The sequence below is a fragment of the Thermoanaerobacter sp. A7A genome (assembly GCF_000445185.1).
Lineage (GTDB): Bacteria > Bacillota > Thermoanaerobacteria > Thermoanaerobacterales > Thermoanaerobacteraceae > Thermoanaerobacter.
In genome coordinates, this window is record NZ_AVAF01000119.1 from 1 (window position 1) to 24465 (window position 24465).

At 32.8% G+C, this 24465-nt stretch carries 24 protein-coding genes and 1 tRNA gene; 3 read left to right on the forward strand and 22 right to left on the reverse strand.

The window, feature by feature from the left end; genetic code table 11:
• Positions 1 to 72: 72 nt before the first annotated feature.
• The 5 genes from M663_RS0108700 to tyrS all read right to left on the reverse strand — a co-directional run bounded on the left by M663_RS0108700 (position 73) and on the right by tyrS (position 4877).
• Positions 73 to 357 carry a co-chaperone GroES gene (locus M663_RS0108700; RefSeq protein WP_003868733.1) on the reverse strand — a complete coding sequence of 95 codons (285 nt, stop codon included), beginning with the start codon at positions 355 to 357 and terminating at the stop codon, positions 73 to 75.
• 92 nt (positions 358 to 449) lie between these two features.
• The gene (locus M663_RS0108705; protein ID WP_004399627.1) at positions 450 to 1034 is read right to left on the reverse strand and encodes a glutaredoxin domain-containing protein; all 585 of its coding nucleotides are present in this window, start codon (positions 1032 to 1034) and stop codon (positions 450 to 452) included.
• Positions 1035 to 1256: 222 nt separating this feature from the next.
• Positions 1257 to 2255 carry a spore photoproduct lyase family protein gene (locus tag M663_RS0108710; RefSeq protein ID WP_029688644.1) on the reverse strand — a complete coding sequence of 333 codons (999 nt, stop codon included), beginning with the start codon at positions 2253 to 2255 and terminating at the stop codon, positions 1257 to 1259.
• Positions 2227 to 3045 carry a nucleoside phosphorylase gene (locus M663_RS15860; RefSeq protein WP_042805266.1) on the reverse strand — a complete coding sequence of 273 codons (819 nt, stop codon included), beginning with the start codon at positions 3043 to 3045 and terminating at the stop codon, positions 2227 to 2229. Before M663_RS15860 ends, M663_RS0108710 begins: the two co-directional genes overlap by 29 nt.
• 611 nt (positions 3046 to 3656) lie before the next feature.
• Positions 3657 to 4877 (reverse strand): tyrosine--tRNA ligase, encoded by a 1221-nt coding sequence (gene tyrS / locus M663_RS0108725; protein WP_004399623.1) that lies wholly within the window; start codon positions 4875 to 4877, stop codon positions 3657 to 3659.
• Between the two features lie 128 nt (positions 4878 to 5005).
• Between tyrS and M663_RS0108730 the strand changes: the two genes are divergently transcribed.
• A complete protein-coding gene (locus M663_RS0108730) occupies positions 5006 to 5407 on the forward strand; it encodes a 23S rRNA (pseudouridine(1915)-N(3))-methyltransferase RlmH (RefSeq protein ID WP_003870756.1) in 402 nt (133 codons plus the stop codon).
• Here M663_RS0108730 and rlmH read toward each other — a convergent pair.
• From rlmH to M663_RS0108785, 11 genes are all read right to left on the reverse strand, one after another.
• Positions 5398 to 5865 carry a 23S rRNA (pseudouridine(1915)-N(3))-methyltransferase RlmH gene (rlmH, locus tag M663_RS0108735; RefSeq protein WP_029688646.1) on the reverse strand — a complete coding sequence of 156 codons (468 nt, stop codon included), beginning with the start codon at positions 5863 to 5865 and terminating at the stop codon, positions 5398 to 5400. The genes M663_RS0108730 and rlmH overlap by 10 nt on opposite strands.
• A 17-nt stretch (positions 5866 to 5882) precedes the next feature.
• Complete coding sequence (locus M663_RS15445; protein WP_003867872.1) at positions 5883 to 6050, reverse strand: CxxH/CxxC protein; 168 nt, start codon at positions 6048 to 6050, stop codon at positions 5883 to 5885.
• Positions 6051 to 6060: 10 nt separating this feature from the next.
• Positions 6061 to 7164, reverse strand: coding sequence for a trypsin-like peptidase domain-containing protein (locus M663_RS0108745; protein ID WP_009052099.1), 1104 nt, complete (start codon positions 7162 to 7164; stop codon positions 6061 to 6063).
• Positions 7165 to 7229: 65 nt separating this feature from the next.
• Positions 7230 to 8483, reverse strand: coding sequence for a UDP-N-acetylglucosamine 1-carboxyvinyltransferase (locus M663_RS0108750; protein ID WP_029688647.1), 1254 nt, complete (start codon positions 8481 to 8483; stop codon positions 7230 to 7232).
• Positions 8484 to 8609: 126 nt separating this feature from the next.
• Positions 8610 to 9440, reverse strand: a complete 831-nt coding sequence (gene yycI, locus M663_RS0108755; RefSeq protein WP_004399614.1) for a two-component system regulatory protein YycI — start codon at positions 9438 to 9440, stop codon at positions 8610 to 8612.
• A 3-nt stretch (positions 9441 to 9443) separates the two neighbouring features.
• Positions 9444 to 10733: a two-component system activity regulator YycH gene (gene yycH / locus M663_RS0108760; protein ID WP_029688648.1), complete on the reverse strand. Its 1290-nt coding sequence runs from the start codon at positions 10731 to 10733 to the stop codon at positions 9444 to 9446.
• 12 nt (positions 10734 to 10745) lie between these two features.
• Positions 10746 to 11141, reverse strand: coding sequence for a hypothetical protein (locus M663_RS0108765; RefSeq protein ID WP_029688649.1), 396 nt, complete (start codon positions 11139 to 11141; stop codon positions 10746 to 10748).
• An 87-nt stretch (positions 11142 to 11228) separates the two neighbouring features.
• Positions 11229 to 12935 carry an ATP-binding protein gene (locus tag M663_RS0108770; RefSeq protein ID WP_029688650.1) on the reverse strand — a complete coding sequence of 569 codons (1707 nt, stop codon included), beginning with the start codon at positions 12933 to 12935 and terminating at the stop codon, positions 11229 to 11231.
• Positions 12919 to 13614, reverse strand: a complete 696-nt coding sequence (locus M663_RS0108775) for a response regulator (RefSeq protein ID WP_003870747.1) — start codon at positions 13612 to 13614, stop codon at positions 12919 to 12921. Before M663_RS0108775 ends, M663_RS0108770 begins: the two co-directional genes overlap by 17 nt.
• A 59-nt stretch (positions 13615 to 13673) precedes the next feature.
• Positions 13674 to 14480 (reverse strand): peptidase MA family metallohydrolase, encoded by an 807-nt coding sequence (locus M663_RS0108780; protein WP_029688651.1) that lies wholly within the window; start codon positions 14478 to 14480, stop codon positions 13674 to 13676.
• Positions 14481 to 14943: 463 nt separating this feature from the next.
• Positions 14944 to 16299: a peptidoglycan DD-metalloendopeptidase family protein gene (locus M663_RS0108785; RefSeq protein WP_029688652.1), complete on the reverse strand. Its 1356-nt coding sequence runs from the start codon at positions 16297 to 16299 to the stop codon at positions 14944 to 14946.
• A gap of 237 nt (positions 16300 to 16536) precedes the next feature.
• On the opposite strand from M663_RS0108785, the gene M663_RS0108790 reads away from it, so the two are divergent.
• Both M663_RS0108790 and M663_RS0108795 read left to right on the forward strand, forming a co-directional pair.
• Positions 16537 to 17511 carry a DnaD domain protein gene (locus M663_RS0108790; RefSeq protein ID WP_003867867.1) on the forward strand — a complete coding sequence of 325 codons (975 nt, stop codon included), beginning with the start codon at positions 16537 to 16539 and terminating at the stop codon, positions 17509 to 17511.
• Positions 17504 to 18487: an ATP-binding protein gene (locus M663_RS0108795; RefSeq protein WP_029688653.1), complete on the forward strand. Its 984-nt coding sequence runs from the start codon at positions 17504 to 17506 to the stop codon at positions 18485 to 18487. The genes M663_RS0108790 and M663_RS0108795 overlap by 8 nt, the downstream gene beginning before the upstream one ends.
• On the opposite strand, the gene M663_RS0108800 is transcribed toward M663_RS0108795, so the two are convergent.
• The 6 genes from M663_RS0108800 to M663_RS0108825 all read right to left on the reverse strand — a co-directional run bounded on the left by M663_RS0108800 (position 18484) and on the right by M663_RS0108825 (position 24451).
• On the reverse strand, positions 18484 to 19926 hold the full coding sequence (locus tag M663_RS0108800; RefSeq protein WP_009052096.1) for a M1 family aminopeptidase: 1443 nt from the start codon (positions 19924 to 19926) through the stop codon (positions 18484 to 18486). The two genes, M663_RS0108795 and M663_RS0108800, sit on opposite strands and share 4 nt — an antisense overlap.
• A 109-nt stretch (positions 19927 to 20035) precedes the next feature.
• Positions 20036 to 21283 (reverse strand): DUF1015 family protein, encoded by a 1248-nt coding sequence (locus M663_RS0108805; protein WP_029688654.1) that lies wholly within the window; start codon positions 21281 to 21283, stop codon positions 20036 to 20038.
• A gap of 135 nt (positions 21284 to 21418) precedes the next feature.
• Complete coding sequence (locus M663_RS0108810; protein ID WP_003867863.1) at positions 21419 to 22612, reverse strand: RNA-guided endonuclease TnpB family protein; 1194 nt, start codon at positions 22610 to 22612, stop codon at positions 21419 to 21421.
• A 105-nt stretch (positions 22613 to 22717) separates the two neighbouring features.
• Complete coding sequence (locus M663_RS0108815; RefSeq protein ID WP_003867862.1) at positions 22718 to 23674, reverse strand: MBL fold metallo-hydrolase; 957 nt, start codon at positions 23672 to 23674, stop codon at positions 22718 to 22720.
• Between the two features lie 50 nt (positions 23675 to 23724).
• Positions 23725 to 23946, reverse strand: coding sequence for a DUF3006 domain-containing protein (locus M663_RS0108820; protein WP_009052095.1), 222 nt, complete (start codon positions 23944 to 23946; stop codon positions 23725 to 23727).
• A 429-nt stretch (positions 23947 to 24375) separates the two neighbouring features.
• Positions 24376 to 24451 (reverse strand) — tRNA-Thr (locus M663_RS0108825).
• Positions 24452 to 24465: the final 14 nt, after the last annotated feature.

Genomic DNA, 24465 nt, shown 5'->3' on the forward strand with positions numbered 1-24465 from the left:
ACTTTCACCGCCTAGTTATCGCCCATGCCGGGCGCACATATAAGAAGTCGGGACTTCAATTTCCCCGACTTCTTATATTTCGTCAACTTCCACAAACTTAGCCAGTATGTCATCTACTGGAATTATGAGATATTCCTCTCCCTCGTGTTTTATCTTCGTACCTGAAAACTCTTTATATATAACCCTATCCCCTACAGCAAGCTCATCGGAGGCACCAGCTGCAAGAGCTTCAATTACTCCCTGATTTAATTTTTCTTCAGCAGTCTTGGGAATTATTACTCCGCCTATCTTTTTCTCTTCAGGCTCTTTTTCCAATTTAATAAGTGCATGGCCATTTATAGGTTGTATTTTTGTCATAACTCCTTCTCCTTTCTTTTATTATTTTTTACCGCACATTATTACATTATTTATTATACCTCACTTATAAGAAAAGGTACAAGAACAAAAACTTATTGTTCAGTAATTCCCAGCAATCTATTAAGCTTAGCTTTATCAAACCCTACTACAATTGTGCCATCAATATCCGTCTGAGGCACACCTCTTTGGCCACTCCGCCTTACTAATTCTGCTGCCGCACTTGGATTTTTGCTCACGTCTACTTCTCTAAAAGGTATGTTATGCTGTCTTAAATATGCCTTTGTAGCATTGCACCAGGGGCAAGAGGGAGTGGTGTAAACAGTCACTCTGTGGGCCTTTTGACCTTTCCCATCAGAAGCTTTTGAAGGAGCGACAACTAAAAGTTTTTCATAATATTCTTTGCTTTGAAGTCCAAATACAAACTGCCAGGGCTCTTTATCCTTGAAAAGTATCACTGAAGGCACTACTTTGATTCCATATTGTGGATGAATATCTCTTATCTCAGAAGCATTTACTACATAAACGGGCACTTTAGGATTGTCTTCACTGAATTTCTTCATGACCTCTAAAGCTTCAAGACTCTTTTGTGAAGAATTAGAATAAAACATTAGCATAAAAAATTCTTCTTTATTTTTTACTTCTTCAAAGTGCTGAGTATCCTTTATAAACTCTAACATCAAATCACCTCTTTAAATATTTATGTTAAAAATTTATATAAGCAAAATTGCAATTCCTTTTTATTACAAACCGCTATAAACTACGGCTACCCCCCATAAGTATTGGGTCGCAATTTATATTATAAGGAAAACTATTTTAAAAATCAAGATATTTTTAACAATCCTCTTTATTGAATTAAGTAAGAGCCTCTCTGCTTTTAGAATGACAGATAAAAACTCCCCTTAGTTAAAGGAGAGTTTGTTTAATAAATACACTTTTTCCTTTTCAATATATTTTATTACTTCTCTATAAACAAATTCCTCAAAATATTCTGCCTCTTTATAGGTAAATATTCCATCTTTCAAAACCGTATCATAGCAAAATATTGGAGAATATTCTTTTAATTTTTCTATTTTTTTAGCTTGCTCCTTTACCATTCTAAAAGCTCCAATATTGACATCTTGTATACCTTCTTTAGGTATTTTTGAAAAAACATATTCCACAAAATTTTTATATATTTTTTCAAATCCTTCTATATACATCACTGGTTCAATAGAAATTCTAACTTTTAAACCCTTTGATATGGCCCTTTTTATGCTTTCTATTCTTTTACTGAGAGAAGGTGTTAGTTTTTCATATTTATCGATGACCGGTTGTGGCAACAATGTCCATGCGAAAATTACATTAGAAGGTATGTCGATAAATTCTACGGAAGAAAAATTGGCGCTTTTTGTTCGTATTTCTATTACAAGGTTTTTATTCCCTTTGGCATATTCAATCCACTGTTTAGTAAAGCCTGTAAGGTATTCTAAAGCAAGTAAATCCGTCTCATAGGATATGCTTAAATAGACCTTCTGGTCTTGTGTAAGTTTATCTATTTCTTTAAAATAGTCCTCAATATTCACAAAAATAACAAGATGTCCTGAAGGGTACATACCCTGTAAATAGCAATAATCACAATCATAAATACAATTGAATATATTTGATGTATGGTAAAAATTGATATTTCCAAAGTCTTCACAAAGCTTAGAACCTTTATATATAAAATCATATCTTTTTTGGGCCAATATAAGATTTTGCCTTTCTTTTTGTATAAGGTAGTTTTGATTAGGTCTATTGAAAACCTCACTATATCTGTCAATAAGCACTACTTTACTTTTAGGAAATTTCTTTAAAATATTTTGCGTTATAGGATTAGGAAGTACCTCCTTCTCAGCGTAAATGTGAGAGAATTTTTTCAAAGGCCTTCTTCCTTTCTTCTTTATTATTTACCTGTACATCATAAAAGTTTTTTAAAAAATCTATACCTTCACTTTTTCTAACCTTATAATGTAGACAAGCTTTATAAAAAATTTGCCTTTGACTTACCGTAAGTTTTAGCTTTTGTGAAAAAAAATTTATAATTTCTTTTTCATAAAAGGAAAATATTTCCCTGGTTTTAAAATTATTTTTCAATATTTTAATAAATTCATCTATTTCCTTTAACTTGTTTTTTATTAACTCATAAATTTTATCTTTAGACACATCCTCGAAATCTGTCCTATCAGAAACAATTTTTAAAATATAAATTCTGTGGGTTTCAAAAAATTTAGAAGCTGCTTGATAAAAACCGCTGGCTTCCATATCACAAAGTCTTGCTGTCATCAAACCTTTTTCTTTTACTATATAGTTAAAAGTCTCTATATCGCTTTCTTCAAAAGGATGATTTACCAAGATATCAGGTATATAATTTTTCTGAGTTTCATTGTCTACAATTTTGTTAATAAGGTATATGTTCCCTATTTTTTCATCAATATCTTTCGAACCACATACACCAAGGTTTATTATAAAGCTTTGTGGATCCCACAAATATCGAGTTGCCGCATGAGAAACAGCTATACTGCTATTTATTTTGCCCACTCCTGTTACTACCAACGTTATTTCTTCATTTTTAAAAACTTGAAAATATCGATTTTCTACATCTTTTTTTAAGCCAAAATATTCAATTAGAGGTTTTGCCTCAATATATAAAGCGGTTGCGATAAAGACCATCTTAGCACCTCTTTCAAGAACATATAAAATTTGTGTCAAGAGAACTCTCTTGACACAAATTTTTATAACCCCACTTTTTCTAATAAAAGCCTCACATCTGCTTCTCTTTTCTAATATATGGTTATTTAAAGCCTCAAATTTCTTGTCAATCCGCTTAAATTGGAAGTTTATCTCAGTCAAAGATTCTGTATTTCTAGCTACTTGTTCAAAGGTGCTTGTAACAACACTTTCAATTTTATCTATTCTTTGCTCAACTTTATCTAACCTTTTTTCAAAGTTATCCATCTTTATCTCGAAATTATCCAGCCTTACTTCAAAATTTCCCAACTTTCGCTCAAAACTACCCATCTTCTGTTCGAAATTATCCATTCTTTGTTCAAAGTTATGCATTCTTTGTTCAAAACTATCCATTCTTTGTTCAAGATTGTCCATCCTCTGCTCAAAGCTATCCATTCTTTGTTCTAATTTGTCTATCCTTTTTTCAAACTCAGTAAATTTAACTTCTAACCTGTCAATGCGGTTTTCTAAATTCTCAAGCCCTGTGTCAATACTGTTAAGTCTTTCTAATACAAGGTTTAATAATTCTTCACTTGACACAAAAAGCTCCCCCTTTATTCTTTAATGACAAGCCTGTGATACTCTTTTTTGCCCTTTCTTATTAAAATGCTATTATCTTTTATCATATCATCTTTTATATATTCATCAATGCTTTCAACTTTTTCATTGTTTATATACAGTCCACCTTGTTGAACGAGCCTTCTACCCTCACTCTTTGAAGGTATTATCTTTGCTTCAAAAAGCACATCTAAAATTTTTTTACCTAAAACATCAGAAGAGACAGTAACAGAAGGCACATTATCTAAATCTCCACCACTTTCAAATAAAGCCTCTGCCGCCTTTTGGGCTTTTATAGCCTCTTCCTCTCCGTGTATAAGTTTCGTGACCTCATATGCCAATATTTTTTTCGCCTCGTTTATCTCTTTATCTTTTAATGCCCCTAATCTTCTCACTTCATCCATAGGCAAGAAAGTGAGAAGTGCCAGGGCCTTTTCCACATCCGCATCAGCTATATTTCTCCAGTATTGATAGAATTCATAAGGAGAAGTCTTATTCGGGTCAAGCCACACTGCTCCCTTTTGTGTTTTTCCCATTTTCTTCCCTTCACTGGTTGTAAGTAAAGTAAATGTCATACCATAAGCCTGTTTACCTTCTTTTTTTCGTATAAGCTCTATGCCAGCAATAATATTAGACCATTGATCGTCTCCGCCCATTTGCATTACGCAATTGTATCTTCTGTTTAATTCAAGAAAATCATAAGCCTGCATCAGCATGTAGTTAAACTCTAAAAAGGAAAGGCCTCTTTCTAATCGGGACTTAAAGCATTCCGCTGTAAGCATTCTATTTACAGAAAAATGAACCCCTATATCTCTTAAAAATTCAATATAGTTTAAGTTTAAAAGCCAGTCAGCATTATTTGCCATGATGGCTTTGCCATTCGAAAAATCAATGAGTCTTTGCATCTGCTTTTTAAAAGCTTCAGCATTTCTATCTATTTCTTCTTTAGTCAACATCTTTCTCATATCAGTCCTGCCGCTTGGGTCTCCTACCATCGCTGTGCCACCGCCTATTAACACAATAGGCCTGTGGCCTGCTTTTTGCATGTGAGACATCACCATAATTTGAAGAAAATGTCCCACATGTAAGCTATCAGCAGTAGGATCAAAGCCTATGTAAAAAGTAATTTTTTCTTTTTCTAAAAGTTCTCGTATTTCCTCTTCATGAGTCATTTGCTGAATATATCCTCTTTCTTGCAAAACGTCAAGTACAGACACGATAATACCTCCATCATCTTATTTTTGTATATTGTATCAAATGAAAAACATATTTTCAAATATTTTTGACAATATAATTTTATCACTTTATAATATTTACTATCAACAAATAAAAGAGAAGTGATTGTATGAATTACAAAGTCTATGCTACAGGTAATAAAATAGAAAAGTTTTATTCTGATGCAATAAAAGAATATCAAAAGAGGCTGAGCCGATTTTGCAATATCACTTTTTCAAGCTACAAAAATTCTCAAAAATTACCTTTTCAAGAAACGGATAAATATTACAAAATAGTAATATCACCTGCAGGTAAATCCTTATCTTCAGAGGAATTGGCAGAAAAAATAAAAGAGTTTGAACTTACTGGAATAACAGATATATTAATAATCATAGGAAATGAAGAAATTCATTGTAATGAGACCATAAGCATAAGTAGCATGAAAATGAGTTTAGGTTTGACTTCTACTATTTTCTTTGAACAGTTATATAGGGCATATAAAATTTTAAACAATGAACCTTATCACAAGTGATTTTTACCATCAAATGCTAAATAAAGCTGTTCTAAAAGTATGAGCCGCATCAATTGATGAGGAAATGTCATTTTAGAAAAAGAAAGATTTAAGTGAGATTGTTTCTTTATATTTTTCCACAATCCCAACGAGCCACCTATTACAAAGGTCATTTCTCTATAACCAGATTGAAAAGTAGCCTTTATAAATTGGGAAAATTTATATGAGTCTATTTCTTTTCCTTCTATAGCAAGAGAAACAACAAAGCTTCCTTTTTTTATTTTAGAAAGAATTCTCTCTCCTTCTTTACGCAAAATCTCCTCTTTTTCTTTTTCACTTAAATTTTGAGGAGCTTTTTCTTCCTCTACTTCTCTAATTTCTATTTCACAATAAGGTCGCAATTTTTTTAAATAAAAATTTATCCCATTATTTATATAGTTATCCTTTATTTTTCCAACAGCTATTATATGTATTTTCATTATTAAGTCCCTCATTTTTAAACTACAAGATATTTAGGCACATCATCACAAAAATCACATTTATGAGGTACTAGCCAATCAGTAAAAGAAACTTCATCTAATTTGTAAATATCCGGTGGCTGCTCGTACACTTCAACAAACTCTTCGATGGCATCTTCTAAATGCTTTTCACACACAACAAACATAAAACCTCTCCTATTCCCCGAGAGTTATAGTAGTATATCCTGTCTTTCCTGTTACGGTTTTGTACTTGACTTTTATTTTGTCTCCTGGATTTTTTTCATAAATAATACATTTTAAACTTGTCATAGTATTTACAGGTTTTCCGTCTACCTGCAAAATAATATCACCTTTTCTAATGCCAGCTTTATAAGCAGGACCTTTAGGGTCAATATCTGCCACATATATCCCCTCATATATGTAAACATCTGCGGAAATGTAGCTGGCAATTTCTTTATCATAGGCAACTATGCCAATATAAGGTGCTTTAAATGTACCAGTTTCTATCACTTTCTTAAGTATAGGCTTTACAATATTTATAGGTATAGCAAAGCCCAATCCTTCAGCGGTTGTCACCTTCGCAGTATTTATTCCAATTGCGTAGCCTCGAGAATCCACTAAAGGTCCTCCGCTATTTCCTGGATTTATAGAAGCATCTGTCTGTATCAAGTCTTCCATGATTCGCGGTTTTCCATCCTCAGTAATAGGAAGACTTCTATTTAAAGCACTTATTATTCCAGAAGTAACCGTCCTTTGAAACCTAAGACCTAAAGGATTTCCAATTGCTATTGCAGTTTGCCCTACCGATATCTTGTCAGAATCTCCCAAAGGTATAACTGGCAAATCTTTTGCTTCAATTTTTAATATAGAAAGGTCTAAAACAGGGTCAGTCCACAAAACTTTGCCTGGTAATATACTACCATTGCTTAAATATACCTTTATATTTTTGGATTTTTCATTAGCAACATGATTGTTTGTTATAATATAGCCATTTGGATTAACAATAAAACCTGAACCTACACCTTCTACAGCTTTTTCTATAAAATAATATTCTCTTTGAAATTCTACAGTAGTAATTCCCACAACAGCAGGAGTGTCTTTTTTTGCCACTACTTCCGCTATTGTAGGAGATTCTTTTGTTGGTATCACTATTTCTGTTCTTATTCCTGAAGAAGGAGGATAAGGTATAGGAATAACTTTACCCCATAAATACTTTGGTGCAATATATACAAATACCAAAGAGCTAACCAAAGTAGTTATAATTGCAACAGCAAAAAAACTCTTTAATTGACGCTGCATAATATCACCTCACTAAATAGGATGAGATATTATGCAGCACATTATACGCAAAATTTTATAGCTTTTTACTCTTTTACCCTTACTATATCAGCACCTAATTGTTGAAGCTTTACTTCCATCGCTTCATAACCCCTATCTATATGATAAACCTCCATAACCTCCGTCGTACCCTCAGCAGTAAGCCCTGCTATAACCATCGCTGCGCCTGCTCTTAAGTCTGTCGCGTAAAGAGGTGCACCTGTCAACTTCTCTACACCTTCAAATATTGCATTTCTTCCTTCTATTCTTACTTTCGCTCCCATTTTCTCTAACTCATTTAAATATTTAAATCTATTTTCATAGATATTTTCAGTAATGACACTTATGCCATCAGCCAAAGCCAAAAGCACCGCAAAGGGCTGTTGCATATCTGTTGGAAAACCAGGATAAGGTAAAGTCCTTATATCAACATGTTTCAAAGGCCCTTCTCTTCTTACTCTTATCACATCATCGTATTCCTCAACAATGACACCCATTTCTACAAGTTTTGCAATAATTGCTTCTAAGTGATTTGGAATTATTCCTTTTATATACACATCACCTTTTGTTGCGGCAGCTGCCACCATGTAAGTTCCTGCTTCTATTTGGTCAGGAATAATAGTATAGTGACATCCGTGAAGCTTGTCTACGCCTGTTATCTTAATAGTATCTGTACCAGCACCTTTGATATTCGCTCCCATGGCATTTAAAAAGTTTGCTACATCAACTACATGGGGCTCTTTTGCACAGTTTTCTAATATCGTTACCCCTTCAGCTTTAACTGCTGCCAACATCAAATTTATAGTAGCACCTACACTCGCCACATCAAAATATATATGATTCCCTACTAATTTATCAGCTTTAATCCTTATAAGTCCATGTTCTATAGTAGTCTCCGCACCTAAAGCTTCAAACCCTTTAATATGCTGATCAATAGGTCTTACACCAATATTACACCCACCTGGCATAGCTATTACTGCCTCATTAAATCTACTTAAAAGTGCACCTATAAGATAATAAGAAGCCCTCATCTGGCTTGCTAAATCTCGAGGGGGGTAAAAGGAATTAAGCCCTTCAGGGGCAATTACTACTTCGTGTTTTTTCTTTTCTACTTTTCCTCCCAGATGGCGTATCATCTGGACTAATAATTCTATATCTTTTATATCAGGCAAATTATCTATCACACTCGGAGTATCAGCCAATAGGGCTGCGGGAAGGATTGCAACAGCAGAGTTTTTAGCGCCACTTATCTGTATACTTCCTTTAAGGGGCTTTCCTCCTTTTATTATAAACTTTTCCATTTTTCAATCTTCCCTTCAAATCAATAAAATAAATTAAACTTAAACAGTATCACAATATATACTTTAATACAATTTAAAATATTTTACAAGTATTTAAGGGTTAAAAAAAAGAAGAAGAAGGTGGTATTATTTACCTTCCTCAAAATTTCCCGTATAAGCGTTTATGTAATATCTGTTGCCATCCTGAGTAGTTATCCTCCAAACAGGTACTGCTTCTCCTTTAGTAGCACTGCTCCAGTTAAAATAATAGCCTAATTTTATTTCTTTTACAACCATAAGTTTTGCATCCGTCTTTATCTCCACAAGCTTCAAAAGAGCATAAGCCGCATTTATCACCTCTTTTTTCGCCTTTTCCATCACAACAGAACCAAACCAAGACTTTGAAAATTCAAAGCTTTTGTCATCTATTTTCCCTTCCATCCATCCGCCATCTATGAAGTAATCCTTATAGGTTTGAAAATACTTTATCTTTACCTCTTTACCTTGAGAAATTTTTTCAACTTGTACATTTATTTCTTTAAAATGATAATTATTTATAAAATTCTGTACATACTCTTCCTTTTGAGAAGAAGACATATCTTTAAATTTATCGCTCTTTTCAAAATAATAAAAACTAATGCCATCTACTTTGATAGTTTTATCTTCAAATTTAAAAATTGTATATCTATTTTCTTTGTATTTTTCATATTTTTGACTTTTAATAAAATTTTCTAAAACAAAACTTTCATCAAATATTTCTCTCGTTACCTTAACAAGAGGCATTGGCTCTGTCTCTTGCGGAATTGTAGTTTTCAAAATTATGTTGTTTTGCAATAAGACTTCCTCTATTGAATACAAATCTTGCCTTGATAAAAGCTGGGGTTGCGGTTTATTAATTTTAGCAATAGTTAGATATAAAAGAACATTCAAAATCGCAAAGGTAATTATCAGCACTGTCTTTGCTTTAGACCAGTTCATAATTTATACCCCATTGTAAATCAACTTTCCATTAAATATGTTTATAAAAAACACTTTATTGTTACTTTCTCCAATCCAAACAGGGATAAATTGTCCCTCATAATACGCATAACCTATTTTTAAATCAGAAAGCGGTTCTCGCCAGTTTATCTCTTTTAATCCCATTGCAAGAGGTTGCTTCAATTTTGCATGAGAAATTAAATAACTTCCATTACTCATCAAATCTAAATACAAAACTTGTGCATATTTAATATTGCCATTTGAAATATTTATTTCGATTGGAAAATCCAGCATTTCTTTTTGCAAAATTCGAAGAGGATAATCAAATATATAATTAAAATAAAAAGTATATTCCCCTTTTTCTTCTTTGAAATCCATCAGATAAATATCGTCAACTTTTATCCCTATTTCCTCCAAAAAGACGACAGATTTTCTCAGTGCAAAATTTTTATCAGTTGAAGAAGGTTCAGAAATGGTATTATAAAACTCTATATACCCATTTTGATATAGTCGCAAACTTTTTAAGCCGTCGGTATAAACAGTACATCCACTATTCTCAGTAATTTTTCTCACAACAGAAATATTCGTAAAAAATTTCTCTAAAAAACGGTGGTCAGATTCAAAATTTGTTTCTTTATTATATATTTTTTTAATCGAAAAAGTGAGAGAAGGTATGTACACGTTTTTTTCAAAATATGTATTGCCTTCCTCATAAACAGATTCACATACACTTACCTCATCCTTAGGCAAATTTTCTATAATGTTTTTTAAAACCCCCATATTTGAATAATTTAAGCTGTAAAATTTTTTATTGGTTGCATCCTTCACAAAAATTTGATTTTTGTCTATGTTAACGATAATCTCTTCTACATATATATCGCTATTTATTTTTCTAAACCAGCTATCTCTGTTGGTAAAAATATCTTTTAGCAGGTCACCATTTACACTTTTTCCTATTAAAAACCGTATAAATGTACCTTTTTGTGCGTTTCCCCAACTATTATCATCGACTACATTTATTTTTTCTTCTTTATTTGAATTAATAAAATTTGCTGTTTTTTCCCATAGAGAAAAAGAAAAATCTCCATTTGACACCAAATATACTTTACCTTGAATACCAACAAAAGTGTATTCTGGCCTAATTATACGAAAAATGTCCACTTTTGCATTTGTGGACTTTTTATTAATAAAAGATAATTCATTTTGAGGAAAGGATATCCACAGTTTATAAGTTAAATACACGCTCGTTAAAACAAGAAAAAACAATAGCAGTGACTTAACTTTTTCCTTCATTCCTCAAACCCTCTATCTTAAAAGGGATTTTATTATGTCTTCAATAGCAGTAATTGTTATTTGTAAAACCCCATCCTTTTTTGTGAGTATCACGTGTCCTTTTATTATTTGCAGCTGATCACCTTTATAAGCCTTTATGACAATGTAATTATCTCCATAGCTTAAAGTCAATAATTTTGCAAAAAGCATTGTATCATCAATAACCCATTTGTGGTTTAAATTATCATTTAAAATAAGCTCTACAACAGTATTAGGTTGTCCACTTCCAGAAATTATAAAATATTTGTTATCTGTCTTTACATCATCTATATTAGTTTTTACCGTTATTAGGTCTTGTGCATATCCATATGACATAAAAAGAGCCATAAACATCATCACTGCTACAAATAAAGCAACTATTTTTTTCAAGGATATCCCTCCTTCTCCTTTATGGTTTTATTATACAGTACTATTATTACAATATTGTTACAGTAATATTAAATTATTATTACGAATTTACTGGTATGGCAGTTTAACCCTCACTATAGTGCCTTTTCCTACTTCGCTTTCTATGTTTACTTCTCCTTTGTGAAGTTCTACAATTTGTTTTACAATAGAAAGCCCCAAACCTGTACCTCCAAGCTCTCTGGATCTGGCTTTATCTACTCTGTAAAACCTTTCAAAGATTCGAGGCAGGTCTTCTTTAGGAATTCCTATACCGTTGTCTTCCACAATGAAGGTTGCAAAATTTTCATCGTATTCTGTCATAACTTTTATCATTCCGTTTTCTGGAGTGTATTTTATAGCATTGGTTACTAGGTTCACTATAACTTGTTCCATTTTATCTTTGTCAATATACACATGCCTTGGCGTTTCTTGAAGGTCTACGATAAGTTTCTGATTTTTTTTATGAGCTTCAATAGAAAGTCTATTTATTACGTCAATTATTACTTCATTTAAATTTTTATGCTCAAATTTGAGGTTTTTGTCTTCAGAATCCATTTTAGATAAAAGAAGCAAATCTTTTACAAGACGTGTCATTCTGTCAGTTTCTGAATCTATTATTTTTAAAAATCTCTTTAAATATTCAGCATCTACGTCGCTGTAAAGAAGAGTTTCAACATAGCTTTTTATGGTAGCAAGAGGAGTTCTAAGTTCATGAGAGACATTTGCCACAAACTCCTTCCTCATGGCATCCAATTTGTGTTGCTCCGTGATATCGTGAAGTACATAAACATATCCTTCTATTTGTTGATTGCTTTTTAGCGGAGCTATGTTAACTGTTAAAACCTTGTTTCCGCAATTCATTGTCGCTACTGCATCTTCTTTTTCTAAATTTAGTATTCCCTCTATTGGCATTCCTAATTCCAGCTTCACAGTTAACATTTTCTCGGCAGCCTCATTATAGTGGATTATGTTGCCTTTTGCATCTGTTGCCACAACACCATCGGTCATAAATTGTATAATAGCTTCTATTTTGTTTTTTTCACCTTGAATATCATTTAAAGTCTGTTTTAACCGCAAAGATAAAAAATTAAACATTTCACCTAATTTTCCTATTTCATCATTAGATTTTATCTTTATCGTCACATCAAAATTACCTTCTGCCATCTTTTGAGCATATTTTGTCACTTCTTTGATGGGGTCAGTTATAGTCTTGGACAAAATATATCCAAGCACCATAGTAATTCCAACAGCAAAAAGAGTAGCACTCGAAAGAATCAAATTGACATCCCATAAAGTCTCATATATTCCATTTAAAGAACCGCTAATATACACAACTCCATTTATTTTACCATCGCTATTATAAACTGGCATGGCAAAGCTTTTTATTTTTCCAGTAGAATTATAATCATCAGTCACTTCATTTCCGATTTCTCCTGATAGGGCTTTGACAATAGCAGGAGTCATCATTTTTCCCCTATCCCCAGTTGAACTAGCTAAAATATTTCCTTTATTATCCAAAATGTACACATACTTTACGTTTGAATTAGGACCCATGTACATATTTATCACATTTTTTAAGCTTTTTGCATCCATGTTGTCTTTAAGGGTAAAAGAAATACCTCGTGCTTGCGCTTCAAGGTAATTGTCAAAGTTATTCATGTGGTAATTTTCAAGAGATTTATAAAGATATACCCATATGATTTCCATTGCTACAAGTATTAGCAAAGTATATATGAGAATTATTTTCCATTGAATGCTTTTAAATCTGCTTCTCATCGCTAAAATAGTAACCAACCCCTCTTTTTGTGTGAATAAGCTTGGGGTTACTGGGGTCATCTTCAATTTTTTCTCTCAGTCTTCTTATGGTGACATCTACTGTTCTAATATCACCCAGATATTCATAACCCCATACCTTTTCCAATAGCATTTCGCGTGAAAAAATAAGCCCCTTGTTTAAAATGAGAAATCTCAAAAGTTCAAATTCTCTGGAGGTAAGTTCTATCTCTTTATTGTTTTTTTCTACTTTATATTTCGACATGTCAATTTTTAAATTTTTTACGTAAATGATATTCCCAGACTCGTTTCCATTTAAACTAATTCTCCTTAAATTAGCTTTTACTCGTGCTATGAGTTCTCTTATAGAAAAAGGTTTCGTTATGTAGTCATCAGCTCCCAATTCCAGTCCCAATACTTTGTCTACTTCTTCCTCTTTAGCCGTCAACATCAAAATAGGTATAGTCATTGATTGCCTTAGAGTCCTTAGTACTGAAAAACCGTCTAATTTAGGCAACATCACATCAAGTATTATCAAATCTGGATTTTGCTCTTTTGCTATTTTTAAAGCCTCTTCCCCATCATAAGCTTCATAAGTTATGTATCCCTCTTTTTCCAGATTGTATTTGATTATCTCAACTATAGGCTTCTCATCATCAACTATCAGTATTCTGTAACTCATTTTACTTCCCCCTTGTCTTTTTATAGGGTTAAAGCAAGAAGAGCAACACTCTCCTTGCTTTATTTCACTGAATCTATAAATTTCTCTAAATCTTGTCCTGTAACTTTATAAAAACTCTCACTTAAACTTAACCCTCTCCCCAAATATTTTAAAATATCTCTTATGCTTTGCATCCCATATTTATCACTTATGGCTTTTACTATTTCAAAAGACCTTTTATAGGCCAATGTCTCATCTAATTGGTTAAAGTTATAAGTCAACTCTTTGAGGGAATAGGGTTTATCACCTGTTACACCTTCACCCCAGACAAAACCGTTTTCTCGATATTCTTCCAAAAGGGCTATACCTTCTGTAAACCATACGGGGTAATTGCCTCTCGCAATATCATCTACAACAAGGTGGGCAAATTCGTGTACAATCGGTCCGTCATGCTCAAAGACTTTTTCTAGGTCTTCTGTAGGACTAATCCACAGTTCAGGTGATACTATGCTTATGACTCCATTTAAATAAAGCCCCATCGCAGTATCCCCTTTTGCTAGTGAAAAATCTGTGTTCATTTTTTCAGGGTCATGGTACATTATAATGACGGTTTTACCAAGTGGTTTGTAATCTAAATCTTTAGTAACACTATCATAATGTTTTTCTGCAATTTCTAAAACAAGAGAAACGTATTTTTCATCTGGCATGGTATATCGCACTATAAAGTGCTCACTTTGTGTTGTTTTGTAATCTTTTACATTATCTGTTAAACTATTTTCTTTTATTTCTCTCACATAAGGATAGGAAGCCACCATAATTTTGTTAGCATAATAAAGAGAAATGAACAAAATAAGTACAATAGCAAAAACAATAATTTTCTTTTTCACCCTGTATCACCTCACATACATTTAAAACCCCGTATGTAATTTATATGTAGAGGCTTTTATATGTATGAAGCGATACAGTTTTTTTTTGACAAATATAATTACAACTGTATTATAACATTCATAAATACTTGTAGCAACCCTACAAAAATAAAAAGCCCTCCATAGGGCTTCAGACTGTAGACAAACTTTCGGAAATAGGATATTTTGCATAAGGAACGACTTGTGACAAAGCGACAACAAAACTTAGCAAGACCAAGGGTGGAGGCAGGGCCGAAGCCATGGATGGCGAAGGCGGGCACTAAGACAAAGAGGTCGAATGTGCCCGATACCCTGCCGGAGCCCGAAGGTCGAGCCTTAGTTTTGTCGCTTTGGAACACCAGAGTGACGATGCAAAATATCCTATTTTAAAAATTTTTTTAACTTTGTCAACAAGCTAAAGCTCCCTCCATAGGGCTCGATAATTTCATCTATTTAAATAGGGCAAAGGATTAACTGGAACGCCATTTTTTCTAACTTCAAAGTGGAGATGAGAGCCTGTTGCACGACCTGTCGAACCTACCAAAGCAATTTTTTGTCCTTTCGCCACTTTATCGCCTTTCTTAACAAGGAGTTTACTAGCGTGTCCGTAATAAGTAACATAACCATTGTGATGGTCAATTTTCACTAAATATCCATAGCCACTTTCCCAACCTGAAAATATAACAGTACCTCCATCTGCAGCATAAATAGGCGAACCTTGTGGTGCCGCTATATCAACTCCTGTGTGAAGTCTCCCCCACCTTTGTCCAAATCTTGAAGTGATAGTACCTCTCGCAGGATAATTAAAGGACCCTGTAGCAATATAAGATATTCTTTTCGAACCTACAGCAACTATTTTGTTGATAGGCTTTTCAAGTATATTTTCACTCTTTACCTCTTTTGAAACCTCAACGCCATTGTAACTTACAACAACAGCAGTTACCTCTTTCAAGCCTTTTTTACCTTCTACTAACACTTTAGACTGATTGGTATACAATTTGTCATCTTTAGTAAGCTTTGTCTCAAAAGGTATTTTCTCTTTGTAAACTATTCTCTTTTCAGTAACAACCGTGACATTAGGTACAGCAGAAGATAAATATATTACTTGTCCTGGTTTTAAATTTTCTGTAAGGCCAGGATTTAATTTTAAAATATCATCAATGTACATGTCGTGAGCTCTTGCAATAGACCACAAACTATCGTTTTCTTTTACAGTGTATGTAACAGCTTTTTTTACAGGTTGTTGCAATATTTTTAACGCTTCCTCAAAGCTTACTAAATATTTTGGAGGTATGTACTTTTCTTCAATTTTGACATCCTCTTTAAAATATGTTCTATCAGAATCCCTTGCGTATTTATTCTTTAACATTTCAAGAACCTTATTTGCCTCTTCTTCATTTTTTAACGCAGTCACAAACTTGCCATCTACTATTATGGCAGCAGCTTTGCAGCTAAAACTCATAGCATTTTCCAAATTAGCATAAATTTTATGTACATCTGTCAACTCTTTATTTGATACTCTTACCCTTTCAAATTTTATTTGCTGATTTAAAACTATATCCGTTCCTGTCTTTTGCTTTTCTTTTTTATGTAATTCTTCTATAAAACTTTTTACCTCATCTATATTCTTGGTAATTCCAATAGTTTCACCATCTACTGTTATCTTGTAGGCAAATCCTTCTTCATATACAATAAAAGAAAGACCTATGGACAGTGCTACCACAAAAGCTATAATATTGTTCTTGTAAGTCTTTAATAAACCAAGAAAAAACTTATAGCTTTTATCCCCCACCTTCCCCATAGTATTCTCCTTTCTTCTGTTAATCTTTTTTAATTATACCATACTTTTTTGTAAAACCAAATTTTAATTAATGAAATTTTTAGCATCTTTCTATATTGTATGTTATACTTCAAACTAATATTCCTATATATACTTATTTAATTTAACAATATACTCAAATATTCCGATAATTATGTTAAATTCTTTTCAATTGAAGAGGCTATTTCGCTGTGTTATAATATATTCGAGGTGGGGAGGATGAGCGTTTTTAGATTTTTAAACGAAAATGACGATTGGGGAAGTACTCCCATCAGCAATTATTTTATAAATCATTTCATGTTGGATGCCCCAGGCGAATATGTCAAAGTATATATTTTGGGATTGAAATATTGCTATTATGGCAACGAAATATCTTTAAAAACTCTGGCAGATAAATTATTTATGTCAGATATAGAAATTGACAGAGCTTTGAAGTATTGGGAAAAATCAGGCCTAGTTAAATTAAAATACATAGATGGTGAATACACAGTTGAATATCTCCCAGTTATCCCACAACCAACCTTAAATCACAGCGTGTCCTTACAGGACCCTCAAGTAAAACAAATGTTTGAAGCAATTGAATTGACTTTGGGAAGGCCTTTAACCTCTACAGAAATGGAAACATATTTAAGCTGGATAGATGAATACGGCTTTTCCTTGGAAATAATAACGATGTTAGTAAGTTATTGCGCTTCTAAAAACAAAACTTCTTTAAGATATATGGAAAAGGTAGCAATAGCCTGGCATGACGCAGGTCTTAAAACCGCATTAGATGTAGAAGAATACTTAAAAGCAGAAAACAAAAGATGGCAAAATTATAGAAGGATTTTAAATGCTTTGGGTCTTAAAGAGGATGAATTAATGGAATCCCACAAAGAGATGATGGACCGCTGGATGGACGATTTAGGTTTTGATGTAGATGTGATAATAAAAGCTTGCAACGAATGTACTCTTAAATTGAATGAACCCAGTTTCCCTTATATAAATAAAATATTGATCAACTGGTTTAATGAAGGTATAAGAACAGTAGAAGATTTAGAAAATAAAAAGTCCTCTACAAAGAAAAAAACTCCTGTTACCTCAGGTTTTAAAGCTCCTAAAAACTACTTCAACAGCTACTCTCAGAGAAGTTACGACATAGAAGATTTGGAGAAAAAGCTTTTAGCCCATTCAAGGGGTGAATTAAATGAATGAAAACATCATCCATGAAATCCTTAAAGAATATGAAATGAAAAGAGATAAGGCTTTAAAAGATGCCCTCAATCGTAAAAACAAACTTTATAAAGAAATTCCTGAACTTGAAAAAATTGAGGAAGAGATTAAGAAGGTAGGAATCGAAATAACTCAATCAATTTTTAAAGAACCTGAAAATGGAAGAGAACTTTTAAATCTTTTAAAAGAGAGGTTAAATAATTTAAAAAAGAAGAAGGCTTATCTCTTAGAATCTAATGGATACCCTGAAGATTATCTAGAACCTAAATACGAATGCAACATATGCAAAGATACAGGATATGTAAATAGAAAGCGATGTAAATGTTTTGACCAAAAACTTATAAATATTTATTATAAACAATCAAGTATAGCCGAAATACTTAAAAAAGAAAATTTCTCTAATTTTAATTTCGAATATTATTCAGACAAACCCTATGGTGATAAGCCTTCCCCAAGAAGCAACATGAAAAATATTGTAGAGTTTTCTCTTAATTTTATAAAAAATTTTGATACTACCGCTGAAAGCCTTTTTTTCTATGGTGACTCAGGTCTTGGTAAAACCTTTCTTGCTAATTGTATAGCAAAGGAATTATTAGATAGAGGTAAAAGTGTGATATATCGCACAGCACCAGATTTAATTGAAGGTTTGAGAATAAACAAGCTTAATGCTGATAGCAGTAGCTATAATGAATATTTGGAATTATTAAAAGAATGTGACCTCCTTATAATCGACGATTTGGGAACAGAATCTATAACTGCTTTTAGTTTGCAGGAATTTTTTAATATTTTAAATACAAGATTGTTACTTGGCAAAAAATTTATTATTTCTACAAATTTACTTTTATCAGAAATAATGGCAATTTATCCTGAAAGAATTTATTCACGAATATTTGGCCATTTTAAATTGCTCAATTTCTACGGTGAAGATATAAGGCTAAAGCGAAAAATGATAATTTAATAAAACCACTCTTGGAAAAATCCACCTGTATCTTTGCCTGTAACACTGTCCACTACGTCAATTAGGTCTTGCGTAGTGGCAATTTTATATTTGTATTTATCATAATAATTTTGAAGCACCTTTTTGAATTCTTCGTCACCTATCAGATTCCTCAGATTATAAAAAACCATTGCTCCTTTGTTATAAGCTATATTAGTGTACTCCTTCCACTCTTTAAAATCTGCCAAAGTCTTAGCTAACGAAATATCTGAATTGGTATTTAGAAATTTATTAAATTCTCCCTCTATAACAAGTCTATAAATCTCATCAGCTGTTGCCTTACCATAATACCTTTCTATATACATAATTGTAGTGTACTCCGTCAATCCCTCATCCAGCCAAGATTCTTTTATTTGATTATTCCCCACAACACCATACCACCACTGATGAGCAGTCTCGTGAGCAATTACATATTCTAAATGAAACAAATTAGCTTTTGTATACAAATCCTTTGATATCATTACAAGATTAGGATATTCCATGCCTCCCATGTAAAAATCAGTCTGTACAACAGAATATTGTTTATAAGGATACTTGCCAATATAATCATTGTAAAACTTAATTGCATCTACAGCAAATTTAAGAGCTTTATCCCCATACCCTTCTGTAAAATAATAGGATTTAACTTTTATGCCATCTACCTGCTGCTCTGCTATCTTAAATTTCGTGCTTAAAACCATAGCAAAATCTCTTACTTTTTGTGCTTCAATAACTAATTCTTTGGAATCTCCATAGTTTTTCTCTTGTTTTATCTCTCCAGTAGAGGCAACTATCATTTTTTTAGGTACTGACAATTTCACTTTGTAATTTGCTATATCACTATAAAAAGGATCTCCAAAAATGTAGTAGGGGTCATTATTCCAGCCATTTTTATCATATACAGAGAGTATAGGATACCAATTTCCTATCTGTACAGTATTGTTCCCATAGCCAAATCTACTTCTACAAGGTGGAATTTGTACTTTGTAGGTCATATTGATTTCTATTGTTTCTCCTTTTTTTAATTCTTTAGGCAAATTTATTTTTAAAATTTCCTCATTAGGTTCTTCCAATTCGTAAGTAGCTGGAATGTCTTTATCAAAAGTAACTTTTTCAATCTCTATAAATCCCGGCTGAAAACCATTAGGATAGGCAAAAGGGAGTTCTTCCTTCGTAAAAGGCAAATTCTCTTGTGTCTTGAAAGCATTTGGATATAGATGAAAGTATATTTCTTTTAAGGGGATATCATTGGTATTTATGTATTTTACTGTTTGAGTAGCGTAAATTATTTTATTTTGGTCATCATATTTTGCTTCAATTGTGTAAGATGTAAGTTGAGTCTCTTCAGGCAAAAGATAAAGCACTAAGCCGATAATTACAATTATAACTAAACCTAGTAGTGCTTTTTGTTTTATTTTCATATAACCAGCTCCCCTAAATTATCCTTCAATATATATTAGTACAAATTTTTAAATAATAGAACTTTTTCACTTAAAAAATAAAAAGCACCTTAAAAAAGAAAAGGTGCTTTTAGCTCAATTCATGAATAAATAATCCGCTTCTTAGTTTAGGCTCAAACCAGGTAGACTTAGGAGGCATTATCATTCTCGCATCGGCAACAGCAATTAAATCTTCAACTGTTGTCGGATGCATAGAAAAAGCCACTTTCATGTCTTCCTTAACTCTTCTTTCTAATTCTTCTAAGCCTCTAATTCCTCCTACAAAATCAATCCTTTTATCAGTTCTCGGATCTTTTATCCCCAAAATAGGATCTAACAGATTTTTTTGTAAGATGGACACATCCAAACTTTCTATCGGATCCGATGGGTTAAAAGTACCTTCTTTGGCAGTAAGTTTGTACCACTTCCCTGATAGATACATGCCAAAAGTGTGCTTTTGCGAAGGATTGAAAGGCTGGCCTTCATTACATTTCTCTACTTCAAATTTCTCTTTTATCTTCTCAATAAATTCACTTTCAGAATAGCCGTTTAAATCTTTTACCACCCTATTATAAGGCATGATATAAGCTTCATCATGGGGCACTAACACTGCTAAAAAATAGTTAAACTCCTCATCTCCTTTATAATCAGGATTTTGTTCTCGCCTCTTTAAGCCTACTTTTACAGAAGCAGCAGCCCGATGATGTCCATCTGCAATGTAAAGATAGTCTATTACCTTAAAAACAGAAGTAATTTTATTTATTAAGGATTTGTCATCTATAATCCATACTGTATGTCTTATTTCATCCTCTGATGTAAAATCATATATAGGATTTTTGCTCTCCATCCAGCTATTTAACAACTTTTTAAGCTCTTGATTGGCTTTGTACGTTAAAAAAACTGGACTTGTGTGAGCATCACAGTAATCCATGTGATTTATTCTATCCTGTTCTTTCTCCGGCAGAGTAAGCTCATGCTTTTTAATTATTCCTTCTAAATACTCATCAATCGAAACAGTCGCTACCAATCCCACTTGACTCCTGCCGTTCATTATTTCTCTATAGATGTAACAGTTCTCCTCATTATCTTTTATTAACAGTCCTTTTTTAAGCATTCTGTCAAAATTTTCTCTCGCTTTTTCATAAACTATTTCATCGTAAGGATTTATAGATGGAGCTAAATCTATTTCTGCTCTATCCACATGAAGAAATGAATAAGGATTATCTTTCGCCAAATTCCTCGCTTCTTCGGTATTTACGACGTCATAAGGCAAGGACGCTATTTTATCTGCCAATCCTGGTACAGGCCTTATTGCCTTAAAGGGTTTTACTGTAGCCATAATAATCCTCCTAAAAATTTATTTCAACTGATTTCAATGCTTTTATTATATCATATCACTTTATAAATGCAATGTATTAAACTGACACACTCTCTCCACTAAAGTGGAGAGGTTCTTTAAGCGAAGATTGATAGTCTATGCTACCCTTATTCGCTTTGGGTTGCCAAACCCTCTACCCCTATCCAATCTCGGATTCAGGGTTACTCTCTTTAATATGTTCACTGCACCGTTTATATCGGCATTCATTACTGTCCTACACCTACTGCAAACATATAATCCTCTGTATATGCGATTATTCTTCTCCACTATACCGCATACAGAACATGTTTGAGAAGTATATGCTTCTTCTACTTTTTTTGCCTCTATCCCATATTCTCTAGCTTTGTATTTTATCATATCAAACAATCTACCAAATGGTATTTTGTGCAGTTTCTCGTTATTCTTATGTCCTATATCCATATCTCTCATTCCGTCACTCATTCCACCTATTATTATTTTGCTTATTCCGTTCTGCCTCGCCAGTTCTATTATATACCTTGAAACTTTATGTATGTAGTCTTTTACAAAGTTCTTCTCTTTGATTATTAAATTGTGAAGCTTATACGATGTTTTGTATCCTTGTTTTGAAATTACAGATTGGATTCTCGCTTTTTCCTTGGCTAATAATCTTAATCTTGAGATAAGATAACCGCCATCAATAATAAATGTTTCTGGATTTTCTTCTATAACTATTGCTGCAAAATTCTTTATTCCAAAATCTATTCCCATCATTTTTTTATCTGCAGGTTCGACTTCTGGTATATCTTTTTTATAAACGATATGAACAAAATATGTAGTATGTCCATACAAAGTTTTTGGAACAATTTCAATTTCCTGTACAGTATTGAGCGATAGATTTTTCGGTAAATCTATCCATAGATATTTGGACTCAATACCGTACTTTTCTTTTAAATATTGCTTTGTTTGTGTGGACAATGATAGTCTGATTTTGCTATTAATTATTTTTATGCCATTTTTCTTCCATCTTACAGGGATATGCCCGTTTTTGGGTTGATACTTCGGCTTTTTAGTATATCCATCAAAAAAATTCTTCCAAGCTATCTGTAGTTTTTGCAGTATTGCTTGTGCAGATTGTGAATGCAAGTTTTTATACCAGAAATTATCCTTTAAGCACTTTTCTAACTGATTTACTGATATTTCTCTGTTCTGAACAGCGTAGTTTGCGACGTTCCACAGTTTTGATGCTGAGTATGTTAAATGTCTCAATATTATTCTGTGTTCTCTGCTGCAGTGAGAAAGTTGAAATACTATAACTCTTGTTACTTCCATTTTTCTCACCTCCTTCCTGTTTTAACTCTACTTTATTTTATCACATTTTTTACCGCCTTTCATCTCTCAGTAAATTGGAAAGCGTTCTCGGCGGATGATCGTAAATTATCTTTTAATCTCACTTCCCGACAAATTATCACCTGGTTCTACATTAAAATTTATAGTTTTGCCATCACTTACTGCAATTACAGTCCCACATTCATCTGTTCTATATACTATTATTCCTAATGACCTAAGCTTTTTCATTGTTTCTTTGTGGGGATGACCATAGTCATTGTATTTACCGCAAGATATAACAGCATATTTAGGATGTACTGCCTTTAAAAATGCCCAAGTAGAAGATGAAGAACTGCCATGATGTCCAATTTTTAAGACGTCGGCTTTTAAATTATATCCTTTACTTAGCATTTCCTTTTCAGATTGTTCACTAGCATCTCCTGTAAACAAAAAAGATGTATTACCATACGTAATTTTTATTACCGCACTATAATTATTTAAGTCCTCGTAATGGGAACTATTTGGCGCAAGCATTTTTGCAATTATACCATCTCCAAGGTCAATTACTACTCCTGTTTTTGCAACGTTTATCGAAAGTCCTTTTGATTTTGCTGCCTTTAGAACTTCTTCAAATGTCCTCGTTGTAGTGGTTACTTTAGGCATATAAAACTTTCCTATTTTGAAGGTTTTTATAATCTCCACTATACCTCCTATGTGGTCATTATGAGGATGGGTACCTATAAGTACGTCAATTTTATTAATTCCCTGGCTTTTTATGTACTTTATAACTTTGCTACCCATTTCAGGTGTTCCTGCATCTATTAACATCGTCTTGCCTGATGGAGTTTGTATAAATATACTGTCTCCTTGTCCTACGTCTATATAATTTACTGTTAAACTGTCTGTTGCGGATTTTTTAACTGCTTCGTGCTGTTTTTTTATTCCTTCATCCTGTAAAACCTGTTGAACTTCATGAGTAAGGGTATTGTCAAATATTGTATAATTTGTCAATATAAATGCAAATAGTATTAATATAAAGGGCAACAGTAATCTCTTCTTGTACATAGCTAAAACCTCTCCTTCAAATTATGCACCTTTTTAACATTTATCCATCTTTATTCATCTTTAAATAGGTCCTTCGCCAAATCTTCAATAGCCTTTTTGCGCTTTTCTGTTTCGCTTTTATCTACATCCACATTAAATATCAGTACGTCTCCTTCATTTACCTCCTTAGGAAGTAATTCCCGAGGGAAATTAAAAATCTTATCTTTCCATTCTATGACCGCCCAATCTCCTTCAAATCTATCTATAACACAAATTTCATTTTTTTTAGGCATTATTATCACCTCTCGTATAATATCATTGTATATAAAATTTCCAGTTAAGGTTTAAGGCCATCGGTTACTACTCCATCGAATGAATTTTAGAAACAAGCGAATACTTAGTCTGTTCCTATCACTAGCATTGGTACTATCAATTATTTTAGTGCCTATGGGTGACAAGACTTACCACAATTGATTTACCTTTAGTATTATTAAGCATCAAACCGATAGTGTCAAGATAAAATACATGGAAGGTAAGAGCTATATTTGAAGCACCAGATACCAAAACACCGAAAATGATACTAAATCAAATACAAAGAGAAGCAGCTGAAAAACCAAATAAGCTCTTCACAGATCGAAAAGATCAGATGTTGTCATTTTGTTGTCACCAACACTAAAATAAAAAAGCAAGGTACTTAAAAACCTTGACTTTTGACAAAAAAATGGAGCTGGCGAAAGGACTTGAACCTTCAACCTGCTGATTACAAGTCAGCTGCTCTGCCTATTGAGCTACGCCAGCACCTTTATTAGCTA